Source organism: Sediminibacillus terrae (genome assembly GCF_009602435.1).
Classification (GTDB): Bacteria; Bacillota; Bacilli; order Bacillales; family Amphibacillaceae; genus Sediminibacillus; species Sediminibacillus terrae.
The window spans coordinates 84,838-104,883 of the sequence record NZ_VZDQ01000024.1 but is presented as its reverse complement, the minus strand read 5'-3'; the positions used below and the strand labels follow the sequence as shown (position 1 = coordinate 104,883).

General features: G+C 46.9%; 19 protein-coding genes. All 19 read left to right on the top strand.

Annotation, left to right across the window (positions count from 1 at the left end):
- Window positions 1-11: 11 nt before the first annotated feature.
- On the top strand, window positions 12-1,325 hold the full coding sequence (gene murA, locus F6X55_RS11795; RefSeq protein WP_153463503.1) for a UDP-N-acetylglucosamine 1-carboxyvinyltransferase: 1,314 nt from the start codon (window positions 12-14) through the stop codon (window positions 1,323-1,325).
- Between the two features lie 605 nt (window positions 1,326-1,930).
- Window positions 1,931-2,755, top strand: coding sequence for a M55 family metallopeptidase (locus F6X55_RS11790; protein WP_026570760.1), 825 nt, complete (start codon window positions 1,931-1,933; stop codon window positions 2,753-2,755).
- Window positions 2,756-2,765: 10 nt separating this feature from the next.
- Window positions 2,766-3,698: an ABC transporter permease gene (locus F6X55_RS11785; RefSeq protein ID WP_026771876.1), complete on the top strand. Its 933-nt coding sequence runs from the start codon at window positions 2,766-2,768 to the stop codon at window positions 3,696-3,698.
- A gap of 1 nt (window position 3,699) precedes the next feature.
- Window positions 3,700-4,653, top strand: coding sequence for an ABC transporter permease (locus F6X55_RS11780; protein WP_026771875.1), 954 nt, complete (start codon window positions 3,700-3,702; stop codon window positions 4,651-4,653).
- A 5-nt stretch (window positions 4,654-4,658) separates the two neighbouring features.
- Complete coding sequence (locus F6X55_RS11775; RefSeq protein ID WP_026570757.1) at window positions 4,659-5,666, top strand: ABC transporter ATP-binding protein; 1,008 nt, start codon at window positions 4,659-4,661, stop codon at window positions 5,664-5,666.
- 20 nt (window positions 5,667-5,686) lie between these two features.
- Window positions 5,687-7,339, top strand: coding sequence for a peptide ABC transporter substrate-binding protein (locus F6X55_RS11770; protein WP_153463501.1), 1,653 nt, complete (start codon window positions 5,687-5,689; stop codon window positions 7,337-7,339).
- A 189-nt stretch (window positions 7,340-7,528) separates the two neighbouring features.
- On the top strand, window positions 7,529-8,449 hold the full coding sequence (locus F6X55_RS11765) for a S66 peptidase family protein (protein ID WP_026570755.1): 921 nt from the start codon (window positions 7,529-7,531) through the stop codon (window positions 8,447-8,449).
- Between the two features lie 31 nt (window positions 8,450-8,480).
- Entirely contained in the window at window positions 8,481-9,584 is a 1,104-nt protein-coding gene (locus tag F6X55_RS11760; protein WP_153463497.1) for a mandelate racemase/muconate lactonizing enzyme family protein, read from the top strand.
- Between the two features lie 2 nt (window positions 9,585-9,586).
- Window positions 9,587-10,522, top strand: coding sequence for a C40 family peptidase (locus F6X55_RS11755; RefSeq protein ID WP_035426934.1), 936 nt, complete (start codon window positions 9,587-9,589; stop codon window positions 10,520-10,522).
- A complete protein-coding gene (locus F6X55_RS11750; protein ID WP_153463494.1) occupies window positions 10,519-11,526 on the top strand; it encodes an ABC transporter ATP-binding protein in 1,008 nt (335 codons plus the stop codon). Before F6X55_RS11755 ends, F6X55_RS11750 begins: the two co-directional genes overlap by 4 nt.
- Window positions 11,527-11,783: 257 nt before the next feature.
- Window positions 11,784-11,960: a hypothetical protein gene (locus tag F6X55_RS11745; protein WP_153463492.1), complete on the top strand. Its 177-nt coding sequence runs from the start codon at window positions 11,784-11,786 to the stop codon at window positions 11,958-11,960.
- Between the two features lie 36 nt (window positions 11,961-11,996).
- Entirely contained in the window at window positions 11,997-13,046 is a 1,050-nt protein-coding gene (gene spoIID, locus F6X55_RS11740; RefSeq protein WP_153463489.1) for a stage II sporulation protein D, read from the top strand.
- A gap of 423 nt (window positions 13,047-13,469) precedes the next feature.
- Complete coding sequence (locus F6X55_RS11735; RefSeq protein ID WP_026570750.1) at window positions 13,470-14,375, top strand: stage II sporulation protein SpoIIQ; 906 nt, start codon at window positions 13,470-13,472, stop codon at window positions 14,373-14,375.
- Between the two features lie 209 nt (window positions 14,376-14,584).
- Entirely contained in the window at window positions 14,585-15,640 is a 1,056-nt protein-coding gene (locus F6X55_RS11730) for an AimR family lysis-lysogeny pheromone receptor (protein WP_051382148.1), read from the top strand.
- Window positions 15,641-15,875: 235 nt separating this feature from the next.
- Window positions 15,876-16,031, top strand: coding sequence for a hypothetical protein (locus F6X55_RS11725; RefSeq protein WP_153463486.1), 156 nt, complete (start codon window positions 15,876-15,878; stop codon window positions 16,029-16,031).
- 477 nt (window positions 16,032-16,508) lie between these two features.
- Window positions 16,509-16,793, top strand: a complete 285-nt coding sequence (spoIIID, locus tag F6X55_RS11720; RefSeq protein WP_026570749.1) for a sporulation transcriptional regulator SpoIIID — start codon at window positions 16,509-16,511, stop codon at window positions 16,791-16,793.
- A gap of 393 nt (window positions 16,794-17,186) precedes the next feature.
- Window positions 17,187-18,188, top strand: coding sequence for a rod shape-determining protein (gene mreB, locus F6X55_RS11715; RefSeq protein WP_026570748.1), 1,002 nt, complete (start codon window positions 17,187-17,189; stop codon window positions 18,186-18,188).
- A 140-nt stretch (window positions 18,189-18,328) separates the two neighbouring features.
- Window positions 18,329-19,153: a flagellar hook-basal body protein gene (locus F6X55_RS11710; protein WP_153463483.1), complete on the top strand. Its 825-nt coding sequence runs from the start codon at window positions 18,329-18,331 to the stop codon at window positions 19,151-19,153.
- Window positions 19,154-19,164: 11 nt separating this feature from the next.
- Window positions 19,165-19,992, top strand: coding sequence for a flagellar hook-basal body protein (locus F6X55_RS11705; protein ID WP_026570746.1), 828 nt, complete (start codon window positions 19,165-19,167; stop codon window positions 19,990-19,992).
- Window positions 19,993-20,046: the final 54 nt, after the last annotated feature.

Sequence of the window (20,046 nt, the reverse complement as noted above, 5' to 3'; positions counted from 1 at the left end):
GAGAATGAGCAGTGGAAAAAATCATCGTCCGTGGTGGGAGGCAGCTAAATGGTACCGTGAAAGTAGAAGGTGCCAAAAATGCCGTACTGCCTGTCATCGCAGCAAGTATAATTGCAAGCGAAGGAACCAGCACGATTCATGAAGTACCAGCACTAGCAGATGTTAACACGATAAAAGAAGTACTAAGCAATATGAATGCAGATATCAGCATTTCAAATAACACCGTTACAGTAGACGCAACGAAACCACTTAAGACGGAAGCCCCATTCGAATTCGTCAGAAAAATGAGAGCCTCTGTCCTTGTGTTAGGACCACTTTTGGCCAGATACGGCCATGCTAAAGTAGCGATGCCGGGGGGCTGTGCCATTGGTTCCCGGCCGATTGACTTGCATTTAAAAGGTTTTGAAGCGATGGGGGCAAAAGTCCATGTAGGCAATGGCTTTGTCGAAGTCCATTCACAAGGCAGGCTGCAAGGCGCAAAAATTTATTTGGATGTGCCAAGCGTCGGAGCTACCGAAAACATCATGATGGCTGCAGCACTTGCGGAAGGTAAAACAATATTGGAAAACTGTGCCAAGGAACCGGAAATTGTCGATCTTGCTAATTTCCTAAATAAAATGGGTGCCAAAGTAATCGGTGCAGGAACGGAAACAATCCGTATCGAAGGAGTTTCCACCTTGCACGGAGTCGAGCATACGATCATTCCCGATCGGATCGAAGCAGGAACCTTTATGGTCGGCGCTGCGATTACCGGCGGTAACGTTTTAGTAAGAGGTGCAGAAGCGGACCATTTGCGCTCACTGGTTTCCAAAATGGAGGAAATGGGTGTATATATCAAAGAAGAGGAAGACGGTCTGCGTGTCATCGGCCCGGAAAAGCTGAAGGCTACCGACATCAAGACACTTCCGCATCCAGGTTTTCCGACAGACATGCAATCGCAAATGATGGCCTTGATGTTAAGAGCAGAAGGCACCAGTGTGATTACCGAAACAGTGTTTGAGAATCGTTTTATGCACGTAGAAGAATTCCGTCGCATGAATGCGAAATTGAAAATCGAAGGCAGAAGCGTCATTGTGGAAGGTCCTGTCGAGCTACAGGGGGCAGAAGTGGCTGCAACCGATTTACGTGCAGGTGCCGCTCTCATACTAGCCGGTTTGACAGCAGAAGGTTATACGCGCGTTACCGAATTGAAGCATATCGATCGTGGCTATGTCAACTTGGCTGAAAAGTTCGCTTCGTTGGGAGCGGATATCGAACGTGTCACTGACGATGGCGAAGTGATTGTCAGTGCCGATCAACAGCATCAAACCTCTGTATCATCCTAACTAATAGAATGAAAGAGCGATTCTGAAAGGAACTGCTGTGTTGTTCAATGAACGATTCAGCGGGCTATCCGGACAGGATCGCTTTTTTTGTGTCCGGAAAGGACGAGCGTTCTAAACGAGTTTTAACATGGCGATATTACCGTGGAAATAACATGCTTTATGTGGTGAAAATTTTATCCTTAAGAAAGGAGGCAGAACTGTCCTCGTAGTAATATTGCGCTTTCTTCGGTCGGTTTCTGTGCCTCCTCCGGTTAACGCTCTGTGGGTCTCTTTGAGGCATCTCCTCTTGCATGAGTCTTCGGGTATTCCTTCTGGTCTGCTTTTTTGGTTATTAGAACGCCCTTAGTGGGTTTTTCACAATCAAGAAGTCTCTTTCCTTAAGTGAATGTTCACTATGCGAGTGTGCTGTGATAAAACGTCTTAACGCCCTCCAGGATTCCATTTATTCCCCAAAAGGCGAATTTTTGCAGCTATCCAAAAATAAACAAGCCCCTTGACAGAAGAATCGAAAGAATTGTTTAAATTTTTATAAAATTGTGTTAAAATCATGTCTATGTAAGGATTTCCATTTCTATGCTTTTACACCAAAAGAAGGAGCAGGGTAAATGAAACTTTTCTTATCAGTGGATATGGAGGGAATAACCGGGCTGCCGGATCAAACCTTCGTTGACTCAGACAAGCACAATTATGAACGCGCCCGCAAAATCATGACAGAAGAAGCCAACCATGTAATCGAAGCTGCAAGTGAATTTGGCTGTGACGAAATAGTAGTCAATGACAGCCACTCCAAAATGAACAACCTCTTAATTGACGCAATCCATCCAGAAGCATCACTCATAACAGGCGATGTAAAACCCTTTTCTATGGTACAAAATTTAGATGACAGTTACATAGGAGCAATGTTTCTCGGCTATCACGCCCGTGCAGGACAAAGAGGCGTGATGTCTCATTCGATGACGTTCGGAGTCCGCAATTTCTTCATCAACGACCAGCCTGTCGGCGAACTGGGATTCAATGCCTTTGTGGCGGGATACTACGGCGTGCCAGTTTTAATGGTGGCAGGAGATGACTGTGCCTGCCAAGAAGCAGAGCAGCTTATCCCGAACATTGTCACAGCCCCGGTCAAAACAACAATCTCCCGGTCTGCGGTCAAAACCCTTTCCCCGAAAAAGGCGGGAGAGCTGCTGCAAAGGCAGGCGGGCGCAGCCCTGGAAAACCGACAGAATGTCAAGCCGCTCACACCTCCGGACAATCCGGTGCTGCGGATCGAATTCACCAATTATGGCCAGGCGGAATGGGCCAACTTGATGCCTGGGACAGAAATCGAACCTGGAACTACTACCGTCAGATTTCCGGCCAAAAGCATTCTCGAAGCGTATCAGGCGATGCTGGTCATGACCGAACTGGCGATGCGCACGACGTTCAGTTAGGAGGGAAGCCATGCTGCGATACATAGCGAAACGATTTCTGATCATGCTGGTCACCATTTTAATCATCGTCACCTTGACGTTTGTTTTGATGCATGCGATTCCCGGTTCTCCGTTCAACCAGGAGAGGGGGACGAGTGAAGCGGTGCAGGCCAATTTGGAGGCTCACTACCATCTGGATGAACCAATGTATATCCAATACCTGCTTTACTTAAAATCGATTGTCACCTTTGATTTTGGACCATCGATCAAGCAGCCGACTTCAACGGTCAATGATTTGCTCGGTAGAGGTTTTCCGATTTCCCTGGAACTTGGATTGGTATCCGTGATCGTGGCGATTATTTCCGGAATATTGCTCGGAATCATCGCGGCCCTCCGCCATAACGGGATCATTGATTATGCTGCAATGGCGATTGCCGTGCTCGGAATCTCGATTCCCAATTTTATTTTGGCCACCCAGCTGATTCAATCGTTTGCCGTTACGTGGAAAATCCTCCCGGCGGCCACCTGGAGCAGCCCGAAGCACATGATTCTTCCGGTAATCGCCTTGGCGACAGGGCCGATGGCTATCATCGCCCGGTTGACCAGGTCGAGCATGCTCGAAGTGCTGACACAGGATTATATCAAAATGGCCAGAGCAAAAGGGTTGTCACCGTATAAAATCGTCTTTAAGCATGCTTTGAAAAATGCCTTGATGCCTGTCGTGACGATTTTGGGCACGTTATTGGCGGGTATTTTGACGGGTACCTTTGTCTTAGAGAAAATATTCGCGATTCCCGGAATGGGCAAGTATTTTGTCGAAAGTATCAATAATCGGGACTACCCGGTGATTATGGGGACAACCGTATTTTACAGTGCTTTCCTGATCATCATGCTTTTCCTCGTGGATATTGCTTACGGTATTTTGGATCCAAGGATCAAACTGCATAAAAAGGAGGCGGAATGACATGAGTCTGGCGGAAAAACCAAAAGAACCGCAGTCTGCAGGTATCCCGGACGAATGGTTTCGCCCGCTTGATAAAAATGGGCAAGATGCAGAGAAGGTCTCCCGACCGTCGCTGTCATACTGGAGTGATGCCTGGCAGCGACTCGTCAAAAACAAGCTTGCCATGGGAGGATTGATCTTTTTGATTTTCCTCGCCCTGCTGGCAATTTTTGGACCGATTTTTTCCCCTTATTCTGTAAGGGAAATCAATCCTCCAAATCAGAATATGGCTCCATCCGCGGAGCACTGGTTCGGTACTGATGAACTGGGGCGTGATGTTTTTACCAGAACCTGGTACGGGGCGAGGATTTCCTTGTTTGTCGGACTGATGGCAGCCCTGATTGATTTCTTCATTGGGGTCGTTTACGGCGGGATATCTGGTTACAAAGGCGGCCGTGCCGATAACATTATGATGCGGATTATTGAAATTCTTTATGGTTTGCCGTATTTGCTGGTCGTCATTTTGTTGCTTGTTGTCATGGGGCCAAGTCTGGCAACGATCATCGTTGCATTGAGTGTCACCGGATGGGTCGGCATGGCCCGGATCGTAAGGGGACAGGTACTGCAACTGAAAAACCACGAGTTTGTACTGGCTTCCCAGTCGTTCGGTGCCAAATCATGGCGGATCATCCGCAAAAACCTTTTGCCTAACACGATGGGACCGATTATTGTCCAGATGACGTTGACCGTGCCGACGGCTATATTTGCAGAAGCATTTTTAAGCTTTTTGGGACTGGGAATCCAGGCGCCGTACGCCAGTTGGGGTGTGATGGCGAATGATGCCCTGTCCACCATTCTGTCAGGAGACTGGTGGCGCCTGTTCTTTCCGGCGTTATTTATCTCATTGACGATGTTTGCTTTTAATGTGTTAGGAGACGGACTTCAGGATGCCCTGGATCCGAAACTCAGGGAGTGACAACAATGGATAAAATACTAGAGGTAAAAGACTTGCATGTAACCTTCAAAACATACGGTGGGGAAGTAAAGGCGGTCCGTGGTGTCAATTTCGATTTGAAAAAAGGGGAGACTTTGGCCATTGTCGGCGAATCCGGCTGTGGAAAAAGTGTAACATCCAACAGCATCATGCGCTTGATTCCTACGCCACCCGGGCGAATCGCGAATGGTTCGATTGTTTACCGGGGCCGAGACTTGACTACTGTTTCTGAAAAAGAAATGCGGACAATACGCGGTGTCGATATTTCGATGATTTTCCAAGACCCTATGACGGCACTTAATCCGACACTGACCATCGGCAATCAGCTGACGGAAGGGTTGAAGCAGCATAAGGATATATCCGGACGGGAGGCAAAAGAGCGGGCGTTGGAAATGATGAACCTTGTCGGGATTCCGAGTCCTGAAGAGCGGCTGAAGCAATATCCGCATCAGTTCAGCGGAGGTATGCGGCAACGGGTAGTCATTGCCATGGCGTTGATTTGTGACCCTGATTTGTTGATAGCCGACGAACCGACGACTGCGCTTGACGTCACAATACAAGCGCAAATTTTGGAGTTGTTCGGGAAAATCCAGGAACGGACAGGAGTATCGATTATTCTGATCACCCATGACCTCGGGGTTGTTGCCAAAATCGCCGACAGGATTGCGGTCATGTATGCAGGTAAAATAATCGAAGTCGGAACCAAGCGGGAAATATTTTATGAACCCCAGCATCCATATACAAAAGGATTGCTAAATTCCGTTCCACGGTTGGATATAGAAGAAGATGATCTTATTCCGATCGACGGAACACCACCTGATTTATTCTCACCCCCGCAAGGATGCCCTTTTACTGCAAGGTGTCCGTTTGCGATGGAGGTGTGTGATAAAGTGTATCCCGATTCAGCATCACTCAGCAGTACGCACGATGTGGACTGCTGGCTGCAGGATCAAAGGGCACAGCTAGTCTCTACCATGGCAGGGACAAGAAAGTAACCAAAAAAAGGGGGATTTACATGAAGAAGGGCTTGTCGATTTTATTTGTATTGCTGGCAGTGTTCGTTTTGGCCGCTTGTACGGCCAATGAAAGCGCAGGCGAAGAGGATCAGGATTCAGGAGATCAGACAGGGACGACAGAAGAAGGAACAAGTGAAAACAGCGGAGACAAGGTGCTTCGTCTGAACAACGGGGTGGAACCGACATCCTTCGATCCGCCGGAAGGATTCGACGCAGCCTCTTGGCAGTCATTGAACAACCTGATGGAAGGACTCACCCGATTGGGTCAGGACCATAAGCCACAAGCGGCAACAGCGGAATCCTGGGATATCTCTGATGATGGATTAGAATATACCTTCCATATCCGGGACAACGCCAAGTGGTCGAATGGCGATGACGTGACGGCCGATGACTTTGTTTACGCATGGACCCGGCTGCTTGATCCGGAGGAAGGCTTCTCTTCTGCATTTCTCGGATATTTCATCCAAGGGGGAGAAGCGTTCAACAGTGGGGAAGGAAGCGCTGATGACTTAGGATTGGAAGCAGTGGACGAGAAGACATTCAAAGTGACACTGGAAGCACCGACAGGCTTTTTCCTTAATGTCATTTCCAACCCGGCGTTTTTCCCTGTCAACAAGGCTGTGGCAGAAGAAAATCCGGAATGGTATGCAGAAGCGGACACATTTGTCGCCAACGGACCGTTCAAACTGAGTGAGTGGAACCATGATAGCGACTTTACCATGGTGAAAAACGACCAGTACTGGGATAAAGACACCGTCAAACTGGATGAAGTACATTGGGCCATGGTAAATGAAACAAACACGGAATATCAAATGTTTGAAAGCGGCGATTTGGACACCTCGGAGATACCGGCTGATTTGGCTGAAGATCTGCTCGACAGCGATCAAGTGGTCATCGACCCGCAGGCTGGCACACAGTTCTACCGGTTCAATGTCAACAAGGAACCGTTCCAGAATGTAAAAATCCGTAAAGCCCTGGCCATGGCGGTCAACCAGGATGAAATTGTTGAATACGTTACGAAAAAAGGTGAAAAACCGGCTCGCGGTTTTGTTTCATACGGATTTGAAGATCCTTCCGGAAATGATTTCCGTGAAACAAATGGTGACTTGGTAGAATATGACCCGGAACAAGCGAAAAAGCTGTTGGAAGAAGGAATGGAAGAAGAAGGCTATGATGAACTTCCCCCGATTACATTGACTTATAACACAAGCGATGACAACAAGAAAATAGCAGAAACCGTCCAGCAGCGCTTCCAACAGGATCTTGGAATTGAAATCACTCTGGAAAATGCTGAATGGAACGTGTTCCTTCAAGACCAAAAGGATTTGAAACACCAGCTTTCCCGCAGTTCCTTCCTGGCTGACTATGGAGACCCGATCAACTTCCTGGAAAGCTTCGTCACAGATTCTTCGATGAACCGGACCGGTTGGTCAAATGAAAAATACGACGATTTGATTGCCCGGGCCAAGGAGGAAGCAGACGAAGAAAAACGTTGGGAGTTGATGTACGAAGCGGAAAAAGTATTGTTTGAGGAAATGCCGATTGTACCGGTCAATTTCTACAATCAAGTGTTCTTGCATAAAGATAATGTATCCGGAATTGTCCGTCACCCTGTAGGTTATATGGAACTGAAGTGGGCTGACAAAAACTAACGGATATCCTTATAGCTAATGAGATTTGGCTCAATACTGCCCGGCCTGGAATAAAGGGATTCGATCATCCGCCAGGCTGGCCGGTATTGGCCTTTTCTTGCAACAAGGTAAAGAATGGTTTGACAACAACCGTACGGTGAGATGCTCGGGAAGCTTCAGCAGTGTCCGCCGGTGGAAGAGGAGGAAGTCATGAAGTTACCAAACCGTTTGAAGGCAGGCGATACCGTAGGCCTGATCGCTCCAGCCAGTCCACCCAACCCGGCCAATCTCGAAAAAGGCATAGCCTTTATTGAATCATTGGGATTGAACGTGAAAATTGGAGAACACAGCAATGATAGATACGGTTATCTGGCAGGGACAGATGCAAATCGCCTGACAGAATTACATGAGATGTTCAGAGACCCGCGAATAGCCGGTATCATATGTATGTGCGGAGGTTACGGGACGGCGAGAATCGCCGACAAAATCGATTATCAGCTGATCGCCGCCAATCCCAAGGTGTTTTGGGGCTATAGTGATATTACTTTTTTACATACTGCATTTCAACAATGTTCCGATATGGTCACCTTTCACGGACCGATGGTTAGCTCAGATATCGGGGAAGCAGAATTTGACCCCCTCTCCCGGCAAATGTTCAACCAGCTTTTTGAACCAACAAAGATTTTGTATTCAGAGGAAATCGCCCCGTTAGAAGTGATTGCGGAGGGAGAGGCTCAGGGCGAACTTACAGGGGGGAACTTAAGTTTGCTGTGCAGCACGTTAGGAACACCGTATGAAATCGAGACGGCTGGAAAATTGCTGTTGATCGAAGATATCGATGAGGAACCATACCGGATTGACGGCATGCTCAACCAGCTGCGATTGGCCGGGAAGTTAGAGCAGGCGGCCGGTATCGTGGTCGGGGATTTCAAAAATGCTGTACCAAAAAAACGGAAAAACTCTTTGACGCTAGAACAAGTACTGAATGATTATTTAGCCGATTTGGGGATTCCAGTCGTAAAAGGATTCCGAATAGGTCACTGTCAGCCGCATGTGGCAGTTCCACTGGGGGTCCAGGCGAATTTATCCTCCAGTGGCAAGACGCTGGCCATCGAACCGGGAGTACGATGATTATGGGGAGGGACAGGGAGGTATCAACCAAATGAATATACAATCGATTAAGACGGCGAGCGTAGCCGTTCCCTTGAAAAAACCGTTTAAGACAGCGTTAAGGACCGTCACCATTGCCGAATCAATCTATGTCAAAGTGACTTGTTCAGACGGCACGACAGGATGGGGGGAAGCGCCGCCCACCCACGTGATTACGGGAGACAGTCTTGCTGGGATTCAGTATGCAGTCGAAAAAGTCATTGCGCCTGCGCTTATCGGCAAGTCGCTATTGGCCATGGAAGATGTTTTTCAAACGCTTGATCAATGTATGGTAGGCAATACGAGTGCCAAAGCAGCCGTGGATATGGCGGTCTATGATTGTTTTTCCAGACACTGCGGTTTGCCGCTTTATCAATTGCTCGGCGGATACCGCAATCAATTGGAAACGGACTATACAGTCAGTGTCAATACACCGGAAGAAATGGCAGAAGATGCGGCACGTTACATCGCACAGGGGTTCACCTGTCTGAAAGTGAAAGTCGGGAAGGATGATATCGAAACCGACATCCGGCGAATCCAGTCGATTCGTGACCGTGTTGGATACAGCATTCTGATCAGGCTCGACGCCAATCAAGGATGGCGTGCAAAAGAGGCAGTCACAGCAATCCGGAAAATGGAAGAAGGAGGGCTCGATATTGAACTGGTCGAACAGCCAGTGAAAGCGGGAGATATTGTCGGGCTCAAGTTCGTCACAGACCATGTGGACACACCGATCATGGCGGATGAAAGTGTTTTTTCTCCGGAAGATGCCAGGGAAATATTGTCGTCACACTGCGCCGACCTGATCAACATTAAACTGATGAAGGCAGGCGGTATTCATAACGGGTTGAAAATTGCCAAGTTGGCTGCATCCTATGGAATGGAATGCATGATCGGCAGTATGATCGAGACAAAATTGGGTATTACGGCAGCGGCCCATTTGGCGGCAAGTCAACCGAATATCACCCGTTTCGATTTTGACGCGCCTTTGATGTTGGAGCAAGATGCCGTCACCGGAGGGATTGAATATGATGGGAAAATCATTCGATTACCAGAAGAGACAGGATTGGGCATTCAACAGGTGAAACTGGCAAAGGAAAGCGAGGAGGTGCGTTAATCATGCAACAAGACAGGTGGATAATCAATGTGCCGGTGGCTACTTTATGGACAAATCCGGAAGCGCCGCGTGAGGTGGATGAACCAGGTATCCGCAATCCGGTAGATTTGCCAGCCTGGCTGACTCGTTTGAGCTACCAGACACGGCTTGACTTGTGTGAACAAAATTTGGTTCAATCCCAATTGCTATACGGAGAAGAAGTAATCGTGCTGGAGGAGAAACAGGATTGGCTGCGGGTGATCATACCGACTCAGCCATCTAAAAAAGATTCCCGAGGTTATCCCGGCTGGATACCAGCTTGTCAGGCTCAACCGCAACCAAATGCAAGACAGGTGAAAGGAAAGGCGATTGTTTCCGGCAAACTGGTCCCTTTATATGATGAAAAAGAGAATTTCCTGCTGGAACTGAGTTATTTGACGGCACTGCCGCTCCTCGGATTGACAGATTCTCAAGCAAAAGTCCTGCTGCCGGATGCGACCGCAGGATATTTGGACAAATCGGATGTGGAAATCATACCGGATGAAAAAGGAGTGATACAAGGTAACGGCAGCGACATTGTCAGGACCGGAGAAGCTTTTATCGGATTGGAATACTTGTGGGGCGGAATGAGCGCCTATGGCTATGATTGCTCCGGCTTTAGCTACAATATGCACAAGGCCAATGGATACCAAATCCCCAGAGACGCTTCAGACCAGGCCGCACTAGGAGGAGAGGAAATCGCAGTCGATCACTTGCTGCCAGGAGATTTGTTGTTTTTCGCATACGAAGAAGGTAAAGGCGCCCTGCACCATGTCGGGATTTATTATGGCAACGGCAAAATGATCCATTCTCCGACGACTGGAAAGTCCATCGAAATCACAACTTTGGCCGGCACCGTCTATGAAAAAGAGCTATGCGGGGCCCGACGGTATTGGAAAAAGACGGAGGGGACACTATGAAACAAACCAAAAAGCTGCAAGTGAACAAGCTGAAAAAATATTTTCAAGTCGGAAAGGATGAAACCTTGAAGGCGGTCGACGATGTCAGTTTTGATGTGATTGAAGGAGAAACATTCGGCCTTGTCGGCGAGTCGGGCTGTGGCAAATCGACTATCGGCCGTACCATCATGGGACTGTATGACCGTACGGCCGGAGAAGTTGTGTTCAACGAAAAAAACGTTCATGAGTTGAAAGATACGGAAACCTTCGACTTCCATCGCAGCATGCAGATGATTTTCCAAGATCCATATGCTTCGTTGAATCCCCGATCCACCGTCAAAGAAATCATTTCCGAGCCGATGGAGATTCATGGATTATACCCGGACAAGAAAGAGCGGCTAGACCGGGTGTATCAGCTTCTGGAGGAAGTGGGACTCAGCCGGGACCATGCCAACCGTTATCCCCATGAGTTCAGTGGTGGGCAGCGACAGCGAATCGGCATTGCCAGGGCCCTGGCCCTTGATCCTGAATTCATCATTGCCGATGAGCCGATTTCCGCTCTCGACGTTTCCGTACAGGCTCAGGTCGTCAACCTTCTCCGCAAGCTGCAAAAGGAAAAAGGGCTGACGTATTTGTTTATTGCCCACGACCTGTCGATGGTCAAGCATATTTCCGACCGGATCGGCGTTATGTATTTAGGCAATATGGTCGAATTGACCAAAGCAAGCGACTTATATAAGCGTCCGCTTCACCCCTATACACAAGCGTTGCTTTCCGCAATCCCGATTCCCGATCCCGACGTGGAAGAAGGACGTGAACGGATGATCCTGGAAGGAGAACTCCCAAGCCCCATCAATCCGCCGAGTGGCTGTGTATTCCGGACCCGATGCCCGTTTGCCATGGAAGCTTGCGCCAAAATCGATCCAGTTTGGCAGGAAATCGAAGAAAATCATTATGTTGCCTGCCATTTATATAACGAAGACATCAAGAATAAAACACCGATAAAAGAAACGGTGCTGCATTAAGCACCAGCAAAACCCCGTCTGATCAGAGACGGGGTTTTGCTGTGAAACCAGTATCGGTAAGTGATTTGTATGACTCCAGCCCATCTCCCGTCTGCTTGGGGGAAAGGCATTCATCTGCTTGTGAACAGCGAACTGGGCACTGAAGTGCAAAGCCCAGAGGAGAAAGCAAGAGACGTTCCTCTAGTCATTTAAAAAAGGTCTGGCGATTGGCAGTCCAGCCACCGGTATTCGCGATAAAACACTGGAAAGCATTATTTATGAAGAATCACCACTTTAAGTCCAACCATGAGTTACAGGTACCATACTGGTTTCAACAGTACAGTCTGATCGCCAAAATCATTCTCGGCTACTCTCCTTCCATCGAAATAGGACAATCTATCAGTATGACCGCAAGCGGCAAAAAAATAGTTCTATTGTTTTTCCTTCCTGTATAGATTAGTTAGTAGACAAACTAGAAAAGGAGGCCGCCAATGAAGAAATCAAAGCAAGCATCGACCATCAAATGGAGAGGTCCTAGCATGATTGTAGCAGCCAGCCTGATCACTATCATCTTAGTGGTGCCGACGTTAATTGTAGCTCCGTTTATCCAGGCTGGCGGTACAGCAAAACAATCCATCGACAAACAACCTGAAGCAGAACAGGTTAGCCTTAAGAAAGAGGATTCCCCGTTTGCGGTGAAGGTGTATCGCTCCAACACAGAAGAGGTAGAAACCGTTCCTCTTGAAGAGTATGTCACCCGCGTAGTGGCATCGGAAATGCCGGCAGAATTTGAACTGGAAGCGTTGAAAGCGCAAGCGTTGGCAGCAAGAACGTATATCGTCAACCACTTGACGCTTGACCCGGATGAAAACCCGAAAGGTGCCGATGTTACGGATACTGTTCAGCATCAAGTGTACAAAAGTGAAGAAGAACTGCGTGAAGTTTGGAGTTCCGATTACACATGGAAGATGGAAAAAATCACCGAGGCAGTCGCGGCAACCAAAGGTGAAATCGTCACCTATGAAGACCAGCCGATTACACCAGCCTTTTTCTCGACCAGCAATGGTTACACCGAAGACTCGGAAAACTACTGGGAAGGTGAGCTCCCTTATTTACGAAGCGTCGCCAGTCCATGGGATAAAGAGTCACCAAAGTATCTAGATCAGCAAATCTTCACTACTCAGGAAGTGGAACAAGCACTTGGTATCAAGATAGACAGCAATGCGGCAGCTGCAGCTGAAATCGATAGGACAGAGAGCCATCGAGTCGCCTCGATTACGATCGGGGGAGAATCGTTCTCTGGAAGAGAAGTCCGTGAAAAACTCGCACTCCGTTCTAGCGACTTTGAAGTCGAGCAAAAGAAAGACCATTTGATTTTCACCACCAAAGGGTATGGCCATGGCATCGGAATGAGTCAATACGGTGCCAACGGCATGGCCAAAGAAGGCAAAACCTATAAACAAATCCTGCAATACTATTACAAAGGTGCAGACATCAACAACATCGACCAAACCGCCCCGCAACTCGCATCCAACTCTTGAAAATTCTGGATAGGGTTTCATAGGGGTCAGCAAGATAGGGGGTCAGTCCCTCCGAACGTGAAAATCAAGAGAAATATAGTAATAAGAGAAAACCGGGGACTGACCCCATTCCGAGTAAAACCTAAGCGGCAACCATTTTGGGGACAGTCCCCACAAAACCGAAAATGCTGCCATTCCGGCTATGAGTTGCCAATCGCCGAGTGAAATAGACACTAAAACTCTTTGAGGGGACTGTCCCCCCAATCATCGCTTCCCGGCTGGAATACGGAATTGGGGTCAGTCCCCCTCCCCCCTTTTCTATCCCCTTATTTCCTGTTTGATGTATAATATCTGGAATTTGTCGAACATTAATTACTAAAAAATTTTTTTAAAATGTATATATCTCTCATTTTCTGCTCAGAATGGTAGCTGAGGTGATGATCAATGAGAGAGGAAAACAAGAACGTTTCAAAAAATGGATGGAAACGTATCTTTCGAAAGAAATGGTTTTTCCCGGCACTTTACTTGACGATGGCTGCCTTGCTTTTAACAGGAGTTTTATGGTATCAAAGTCTGGAAACCCCTGAGCAGGCAGAAAATGATTCTGAGATGGACAGCATTTCCGAGAATCCATTTGACATGGGCGAAGATGCCGAACCAGTGTTGGAGCAGCAGGAAGTGATAAAAATGCCGGTGCAGGAAGAAGCACAAGCCGAGATTGTAACGAAGTTTTATGACTATAGTGCAGATAGTGAAGATCAAGAAAAAGCACTTGTACTATACAACAATAAGTACTATCAAAGCACCGGTGTCGATATTGCTGCAGCAGAAGGAGAAAGCTTCGATGTTACTGCTTCCCTGAGCGGAGAGGTTGTGGAGGTCAAAGAAGACCCGCTTTTGGGTAACGTAGTCAAGCTTTCCCACGAGAACGAAGTCACTACCTACTATGCTAGTCTGGAAGAGGTGGCAGTAGAAGCAGGAGCCAAGGTCCAACAAGGCGACGTTATCGGAAAAGCCGGTAAAAACCTGTTCGGCCAGGCAAGCGGTACACATGTACACTTTGAACTGCGGCAGGGTGATACTCCGGTCAATCCGGAATCGTACTTCAACCGCCAGCTTAATGAGCTGAAAGCTGAGTCTGCTGAAGACAGCACGAAAGAAAGTGATGCTTCTGCAGACGAAGAAACTGACAATGAGCAGGATGCTTCGACAGACGAAAGTGAAAATACTCCGTCTGATGAACAAGAGACAGATTCGGAGCAAGACAAGGAAAATAACGACGACAGCAGCGCAACGGAAGAGTCATCGGCGGGAGATCGTGAATCTTCCGCAGCGATGGCCAACGCATAAAGTGAAAACCCCGGAAAAATCCCCGGGGTTTTTTTCTGCGTAAAAAGACCTATCTGTAATTGTAGAAAAAGTCAGAAATTTGTAATATTTTGTAATATAATGTCGAACTAATGTTCGTATTTTCCTGTTGAAAAACGTAATATTTATGCGATAATTAAATAAAGATGACAAGTTAACTCACATCTTGAAAGGAAAGAAGGAGGTATGCCATGACGGGAAGCCCTTCCCGAAGTAAATTTATTGAAAGGGTCGTTGAGAAACCCATGTTAAACAAACACATGACCATAGAAGACTATGTAAATACTATCCGTATGGATTACACGGAAGACGAGGTCGTTCATATGACGAAGCTTTTTTGCATGGGTTCGACATCCGACTATGTGAAAAGGACTGGCATGGAATTTCTTTATATGAATGGTTTCTTTCAGGAACTGGACATTTTACTTCTACAAAATAAACAAAGCGTTAATCCAATTAATCGGAAATGGGCCTACCTCTATGAACTCTTCGTCCTTCGCAAGCAAAGTGCAAAGCCGAAACATGAGCTGCTGGAAGAAGTACATCATTTGAAAACGAACATAGCGGAACTGAACTGTTTAGTTGGCTTTATGAAAATCTATCTCTACTATGACTTAAATGAATTTGAAAAACTGGGTGATTATCTTGACCACCAGTCTGAACTCATCAGCGAGATAGAAGATCCCTTTTTAACCTCACTCTTTTTCGTCCGCCTCAATGAGACCTTATTTACATACTACTGGAAAAGAAACGAGTTAATTTTGGCAAGAAAGTATGCATTCCAAGTTTTAACTTATCCTTATTGCCAGGAAAGAAAAGCGAATATTCACATGCATCTTGGCTTGAGTTACTTATATGAAAACTATCTCCAATGTATCTATCACTTGGAGGAAGCTAAACGAATCGCCACTCTCTATAACAAAACCACTCTTATCAGGGCAATAGAACAACAAAACTACCCATTCATTTCGGCTCATTTTGGAGTTGTTGATGGAGTCACCACTACTGATCCAAGTGAACAAGCTCATTTGGCAATTGCCAGAGGAGACATGGATGAAGCAAAAAGAATCCTTAAACGCATTTCCTTGGAATCTCCCTTCCGAAAATACTACCTGGGTTTGGCAGAACAAGACAAAGGGATACTGCTTCGTGCCTATAACGACTTTATTGTTAAAAGAAGTGACTATTTTTTCTCACGCCTTCCCTTGTTGGCGATAAATAACAGTCGATTTAAAAACGATGCTTGAAATCTGTCGTTGAAAAGGAAGACAAGCAAGGTATTATTCGCCTATAGGGAACAAGATACATCCCGAGGCGGTTAAACCGGGTTATTCCCGGATAAAAAAGCATCATTCAGGATTTGTTCCAAATTTGGTAAGAGGATTGCTTTTTCCAGAATGGCTTCCCTGAAATCTACATAACTACCCTTTTCTGGATCGAACAATCTTTTTATAAATAAAATTTTTTAGGAGGGTTTTATTTATGGTAAAAAGATTAGTTGCATTGTTTGTGTTGGTGGTAGGTTTCGCATTGGTACAACCGGGAGTTGCCTTCCTGGCAGATGGTAAGGACAAGGCACCGGTGGATGACAAGCCGATTGTTCTTCATTACGATCCAGATTACGGTGAAATCGGTTAATACCGACTAAACTGAACAGCGCATTTTCACTGCAGGGAACATGCAGAGTAAAGATATACAAAAAAATAGCATCCCAGATGCTTCCCTCTTAACTGAACACGCTAAAAAATCTATCCCCTTGGTTTTTTAAATAGAAAAGCACCCATCTAGAGTGGGTGTTTTTTTCTTGCAAAATATGAAGGGGGACAGTCCCCCAACTCACTAACACTGCGTCGCGCTAAATTGGCAGCAAGGTGGGGGACTGTCCCCCCAATTTGCAAATTTAATCATAAATGGGGTCCGATTTTAATAAAATGTAAAAAACCTAGCATTCAAGCAGGGTCTGAGGTGAGCGTACTGTGGGGCTTTTCCGCTAAACATCGAAGATAACAACCGCGCTGCTTTGTATCTTTTTACATAGAATATTCCAGTCATTATTTTCTCAGCACCTATGTCTCATTTCACACCTTGGACTTACAACTCAGGGAGGCGAGTGGTGTGCATGACTACATCAAAGAGAGAACTATCAGGATTGGGAAGTACATTGTAGAAACCAGAAAGACGGTCAGAGTGATTGCAAAAGAGTTCGGGGTATCAAAAAGCACGGTCCATAAAGATTTAACGGAAAGACTGCCGGAGATCAACCCAGAGCTGGCTAATGAAGTGAAAACGATTTTGGATCACCATAAGGCTATCCGCCATCTCCGCGGTGGAGAAGCCACAAAATTAAAATACAGCGTCAGTACGACAGAAGCAGACACCCCCGCAGAACCAGTAAGCTAAATAGAAGATGCAGTAAACCCGGCTTACGCCCGCAATGGCGGAAGCCTTCTTTTTATTCCAGGTGATTTGGATAATTAATAAAAAAACTCCCCCAAAGCAAAAGCAGCCCTGACAAATTAATGTCTCTTCCGGTTGAAAGTCGCCCGCCTGTTACTTTTGACCTAAATCGGTATCCGACATATTGCCAAGTGATCAAATGCTTACTGCTGCTTCGACTTGTCAGTCTCTGTTTTACTGGTGTTCCGCCTTCTTCAGCAGAATTTGGAAATTACCAAGATTTTTTTCGATTCCCGCTAACTAATTGAAAAGAATTGTGATAAAATATATCATTAGTAGCATTGTGTTCAGGGACGGATACGACGCATCAATATTACGCAGGGAGGATCAAGATTCATGTTTTCTAGGGACATTGGAATAGATCTTGGGACAGCGAACGTGTTAATCCACGTTAAAGGAAAAGGAATCGTACTAAATGAACCCTCGGTAGTTGCCATGGACCGCAACTCGGGAAAAGTGTTGGAAGTAGGAGATGCTGCGCGGCGCATGGTCGGACGAACCCCGGGCAACATTGAGGCTATTCGGCCGCTGAAGGATGGAGTCATTGCCGATTTTGATGTGACAGAAGCGATGTTGAGATACTTTATCAATAAAATAAATGCCCGCGGCTTTTTATCGAAGCCACGGATGCTGATTTGCTGCCCGACCAATATTACCAAGGTAGAGCAGAAGGCAATCAAAGAAGCTGCTGAAAAGTCCGGCGGTAAGAAAATATACTTAGAAGAAGAACCGAAAGTGGCAGCCATCGGAGCTGGTATGGATATTTTCCAGCCGAGCGGAAACATGGTTGTTGACATCGGCGGCGGAACGACGGATGTAGCTGTCCTTTCGATGGGTGATATTGTAACCGCCCAGTCGATTAAAATGGCCGGCGATAAGTTTGACCATGAAATCCTTAATTATGTGAAGAAAAAATATAAGCTGTTGATTGGTGAACGCACAGCGGAAGATATCAAAATCAATGTAGCCACAGTATTCCCCGGTGCCCGTGATGAAAGCATCGATATCCGCGGACGCGACATGGTGTCTGGACTTCCACGCACGATCACCATTCATTCAGCGGAAATTGAAGAGGCGCTGCGTGAATCAGTCTCTTTGATTGTACAGGCGGCCAAAACGGTGTTAGAACACACCCCGCCTGAGCTTTCGGCAGACATTATTGATCGCGGAGTCATCCTCACCGGAGGAGGCGCTTTGCTGCACGGATTCGATCAATTGCTTGCTGACCAGTTGAAAGTTCCTGTATTGCTGGCGGATGAACCGATGAACTGTGTGGCGAGAGGGACAGGTATCATGCTGGAAAACATCGACAAGGTCGATAAGAAAAGCATCGTGTAATGACCGTTTCCTACTGACGATGGTGCGAAAAATGTCTGGAAAAACAGATTTACGTATGATTTTGATACCCACTTTGAAAGTGGCATAACGAATAACATGCAGGCAGCGGCCAGCTGTTTGCTGAAAAAGGGGCAGGGATTTTGTTAAGAGGATATTATACCGCAGCTTCCGGAATGCTGGCACAACAGCGAAGGCAGGAAGCGTTGTCCAACAATATTGCCAATGCACAGACGCCTGGTTACAAGCAGGACCAGGCCACGTTGAAAGCATTTCCTGAGTTGTTGTTGCAGCGGATGGAAGAGCAGAACGTGCCGACAAGTCGTAACTTGAGCAGAGCGATGCCGACGACGATCGGGTCTATCAATTCAGGTGTCTATATACAGGAAACCATTCCAGATTTTAGCCAGGGTGATCTGCAAGAGACGGGCATCTCAACGGACATGGCGCTCGTAAATGGGAATCTGCCGGATGAAAACGGCGGCCTGTTCTTCACATTGCAAAATGGAGAAGGAGAAGAGCGATTGTCGCGGAATGGTAACTTTACCCTTGACGGGGATGGCTTTCTTGTTTCCAATCAAGGTTTTTATGTACTGGATCAAGCAGGCAATCCAATCCAGACCAACAACATGGAGTTTAATGTAACAGAGGAAGGGACCGTACAGATTGACGGGCAAAATATTCCTCTGGGAGTTGCCTATGCAGCTGATGCCAATTCTTTGATAAAGGAAGGCGAGAATGTCTTCCGGATGGATGAAGGAGCCGATCCGGCTGTCGATGCCAGAGCTGCAGCAGGTGTGACTTTTTCTGTGCAGCAGGGTGTATTGGAAGGCTCCAACGTGGATTCCTTGCGGTCGATGACGGATATGATGGAAGCTTACCGCTCGTTCGAAACCAATCAGAAGGTGTTAAAAGCATATGATTCTAGTATGGAAAAGGCCGTCAATGAAATCGGCCGAGTAAGATAAGGGGGATTGTCATGAGCAGAATCGGGATTCAGGCAGCGGTCACCATGGGACAGCTGCAAAATAAATTGGATTTGATCGGCAATAACCTGGCGAATACGAATACAAATGGTTATAAAAGCCGTCAGGCAAACTTTTCTTCCTTATTGTTTCAGCAAATCGACAACCTATCAGACCCGGCTAATGCAGAGGGTCGCTTGACGCCAGATGGATTGCGGATAGGCTCCGGAGCGAAGCTGGGTCATACCAATGCAGATTTGTCGGCCGGTTCCCTTCAGGAAACGGGAAGGGGGCTGGACGTGGCACTTCTTGATGACAATCAGCTTTTTCAAGTCCAAGTGACGGAAAATGGCGTGAGTGAAACCAGATTTACGCGTGCCGGTTCTTTTTATCTGAGTCCATTGGATAATGGGGAGGTCATGCTCACCAATCAGGATGGCAACCCGATCATGGGTGAAAACGGGCCGTTGTCTTTTGCCGATGGGTTTGAAGACATACAGATTACGGGTAATGGAATAATTGAAGTAACTCGGAACGGACAGACAGCAAGGGAAGGAAGACTTGCGGTTGTAGAAGCAGTACGGCCCCGCGTGTTAGAACCGACCGGGGATAACAGCTTCCGCCTCCCGGATTTGGACGCATTGAATTACCAGGAAGGGGAAATCATCCAGCAAGTCGGAGAAAATGATTTGCGAGTGAAAACCAGTGCCTTGGAAAATTCGAATGTCGATATATCCAAACAAATGAGTGATATGCTGTTAACGCAACGTTCTTACCAGTTCAATGCCAGATCGATTTCCATGAGCGATCAAATGGCAGGACTGGTAAACCAACTGCGGTAATCCGATAAAATCCAGTCATCCTTTTTAGAAACCGCAGAAGATGAATAGTAAGGA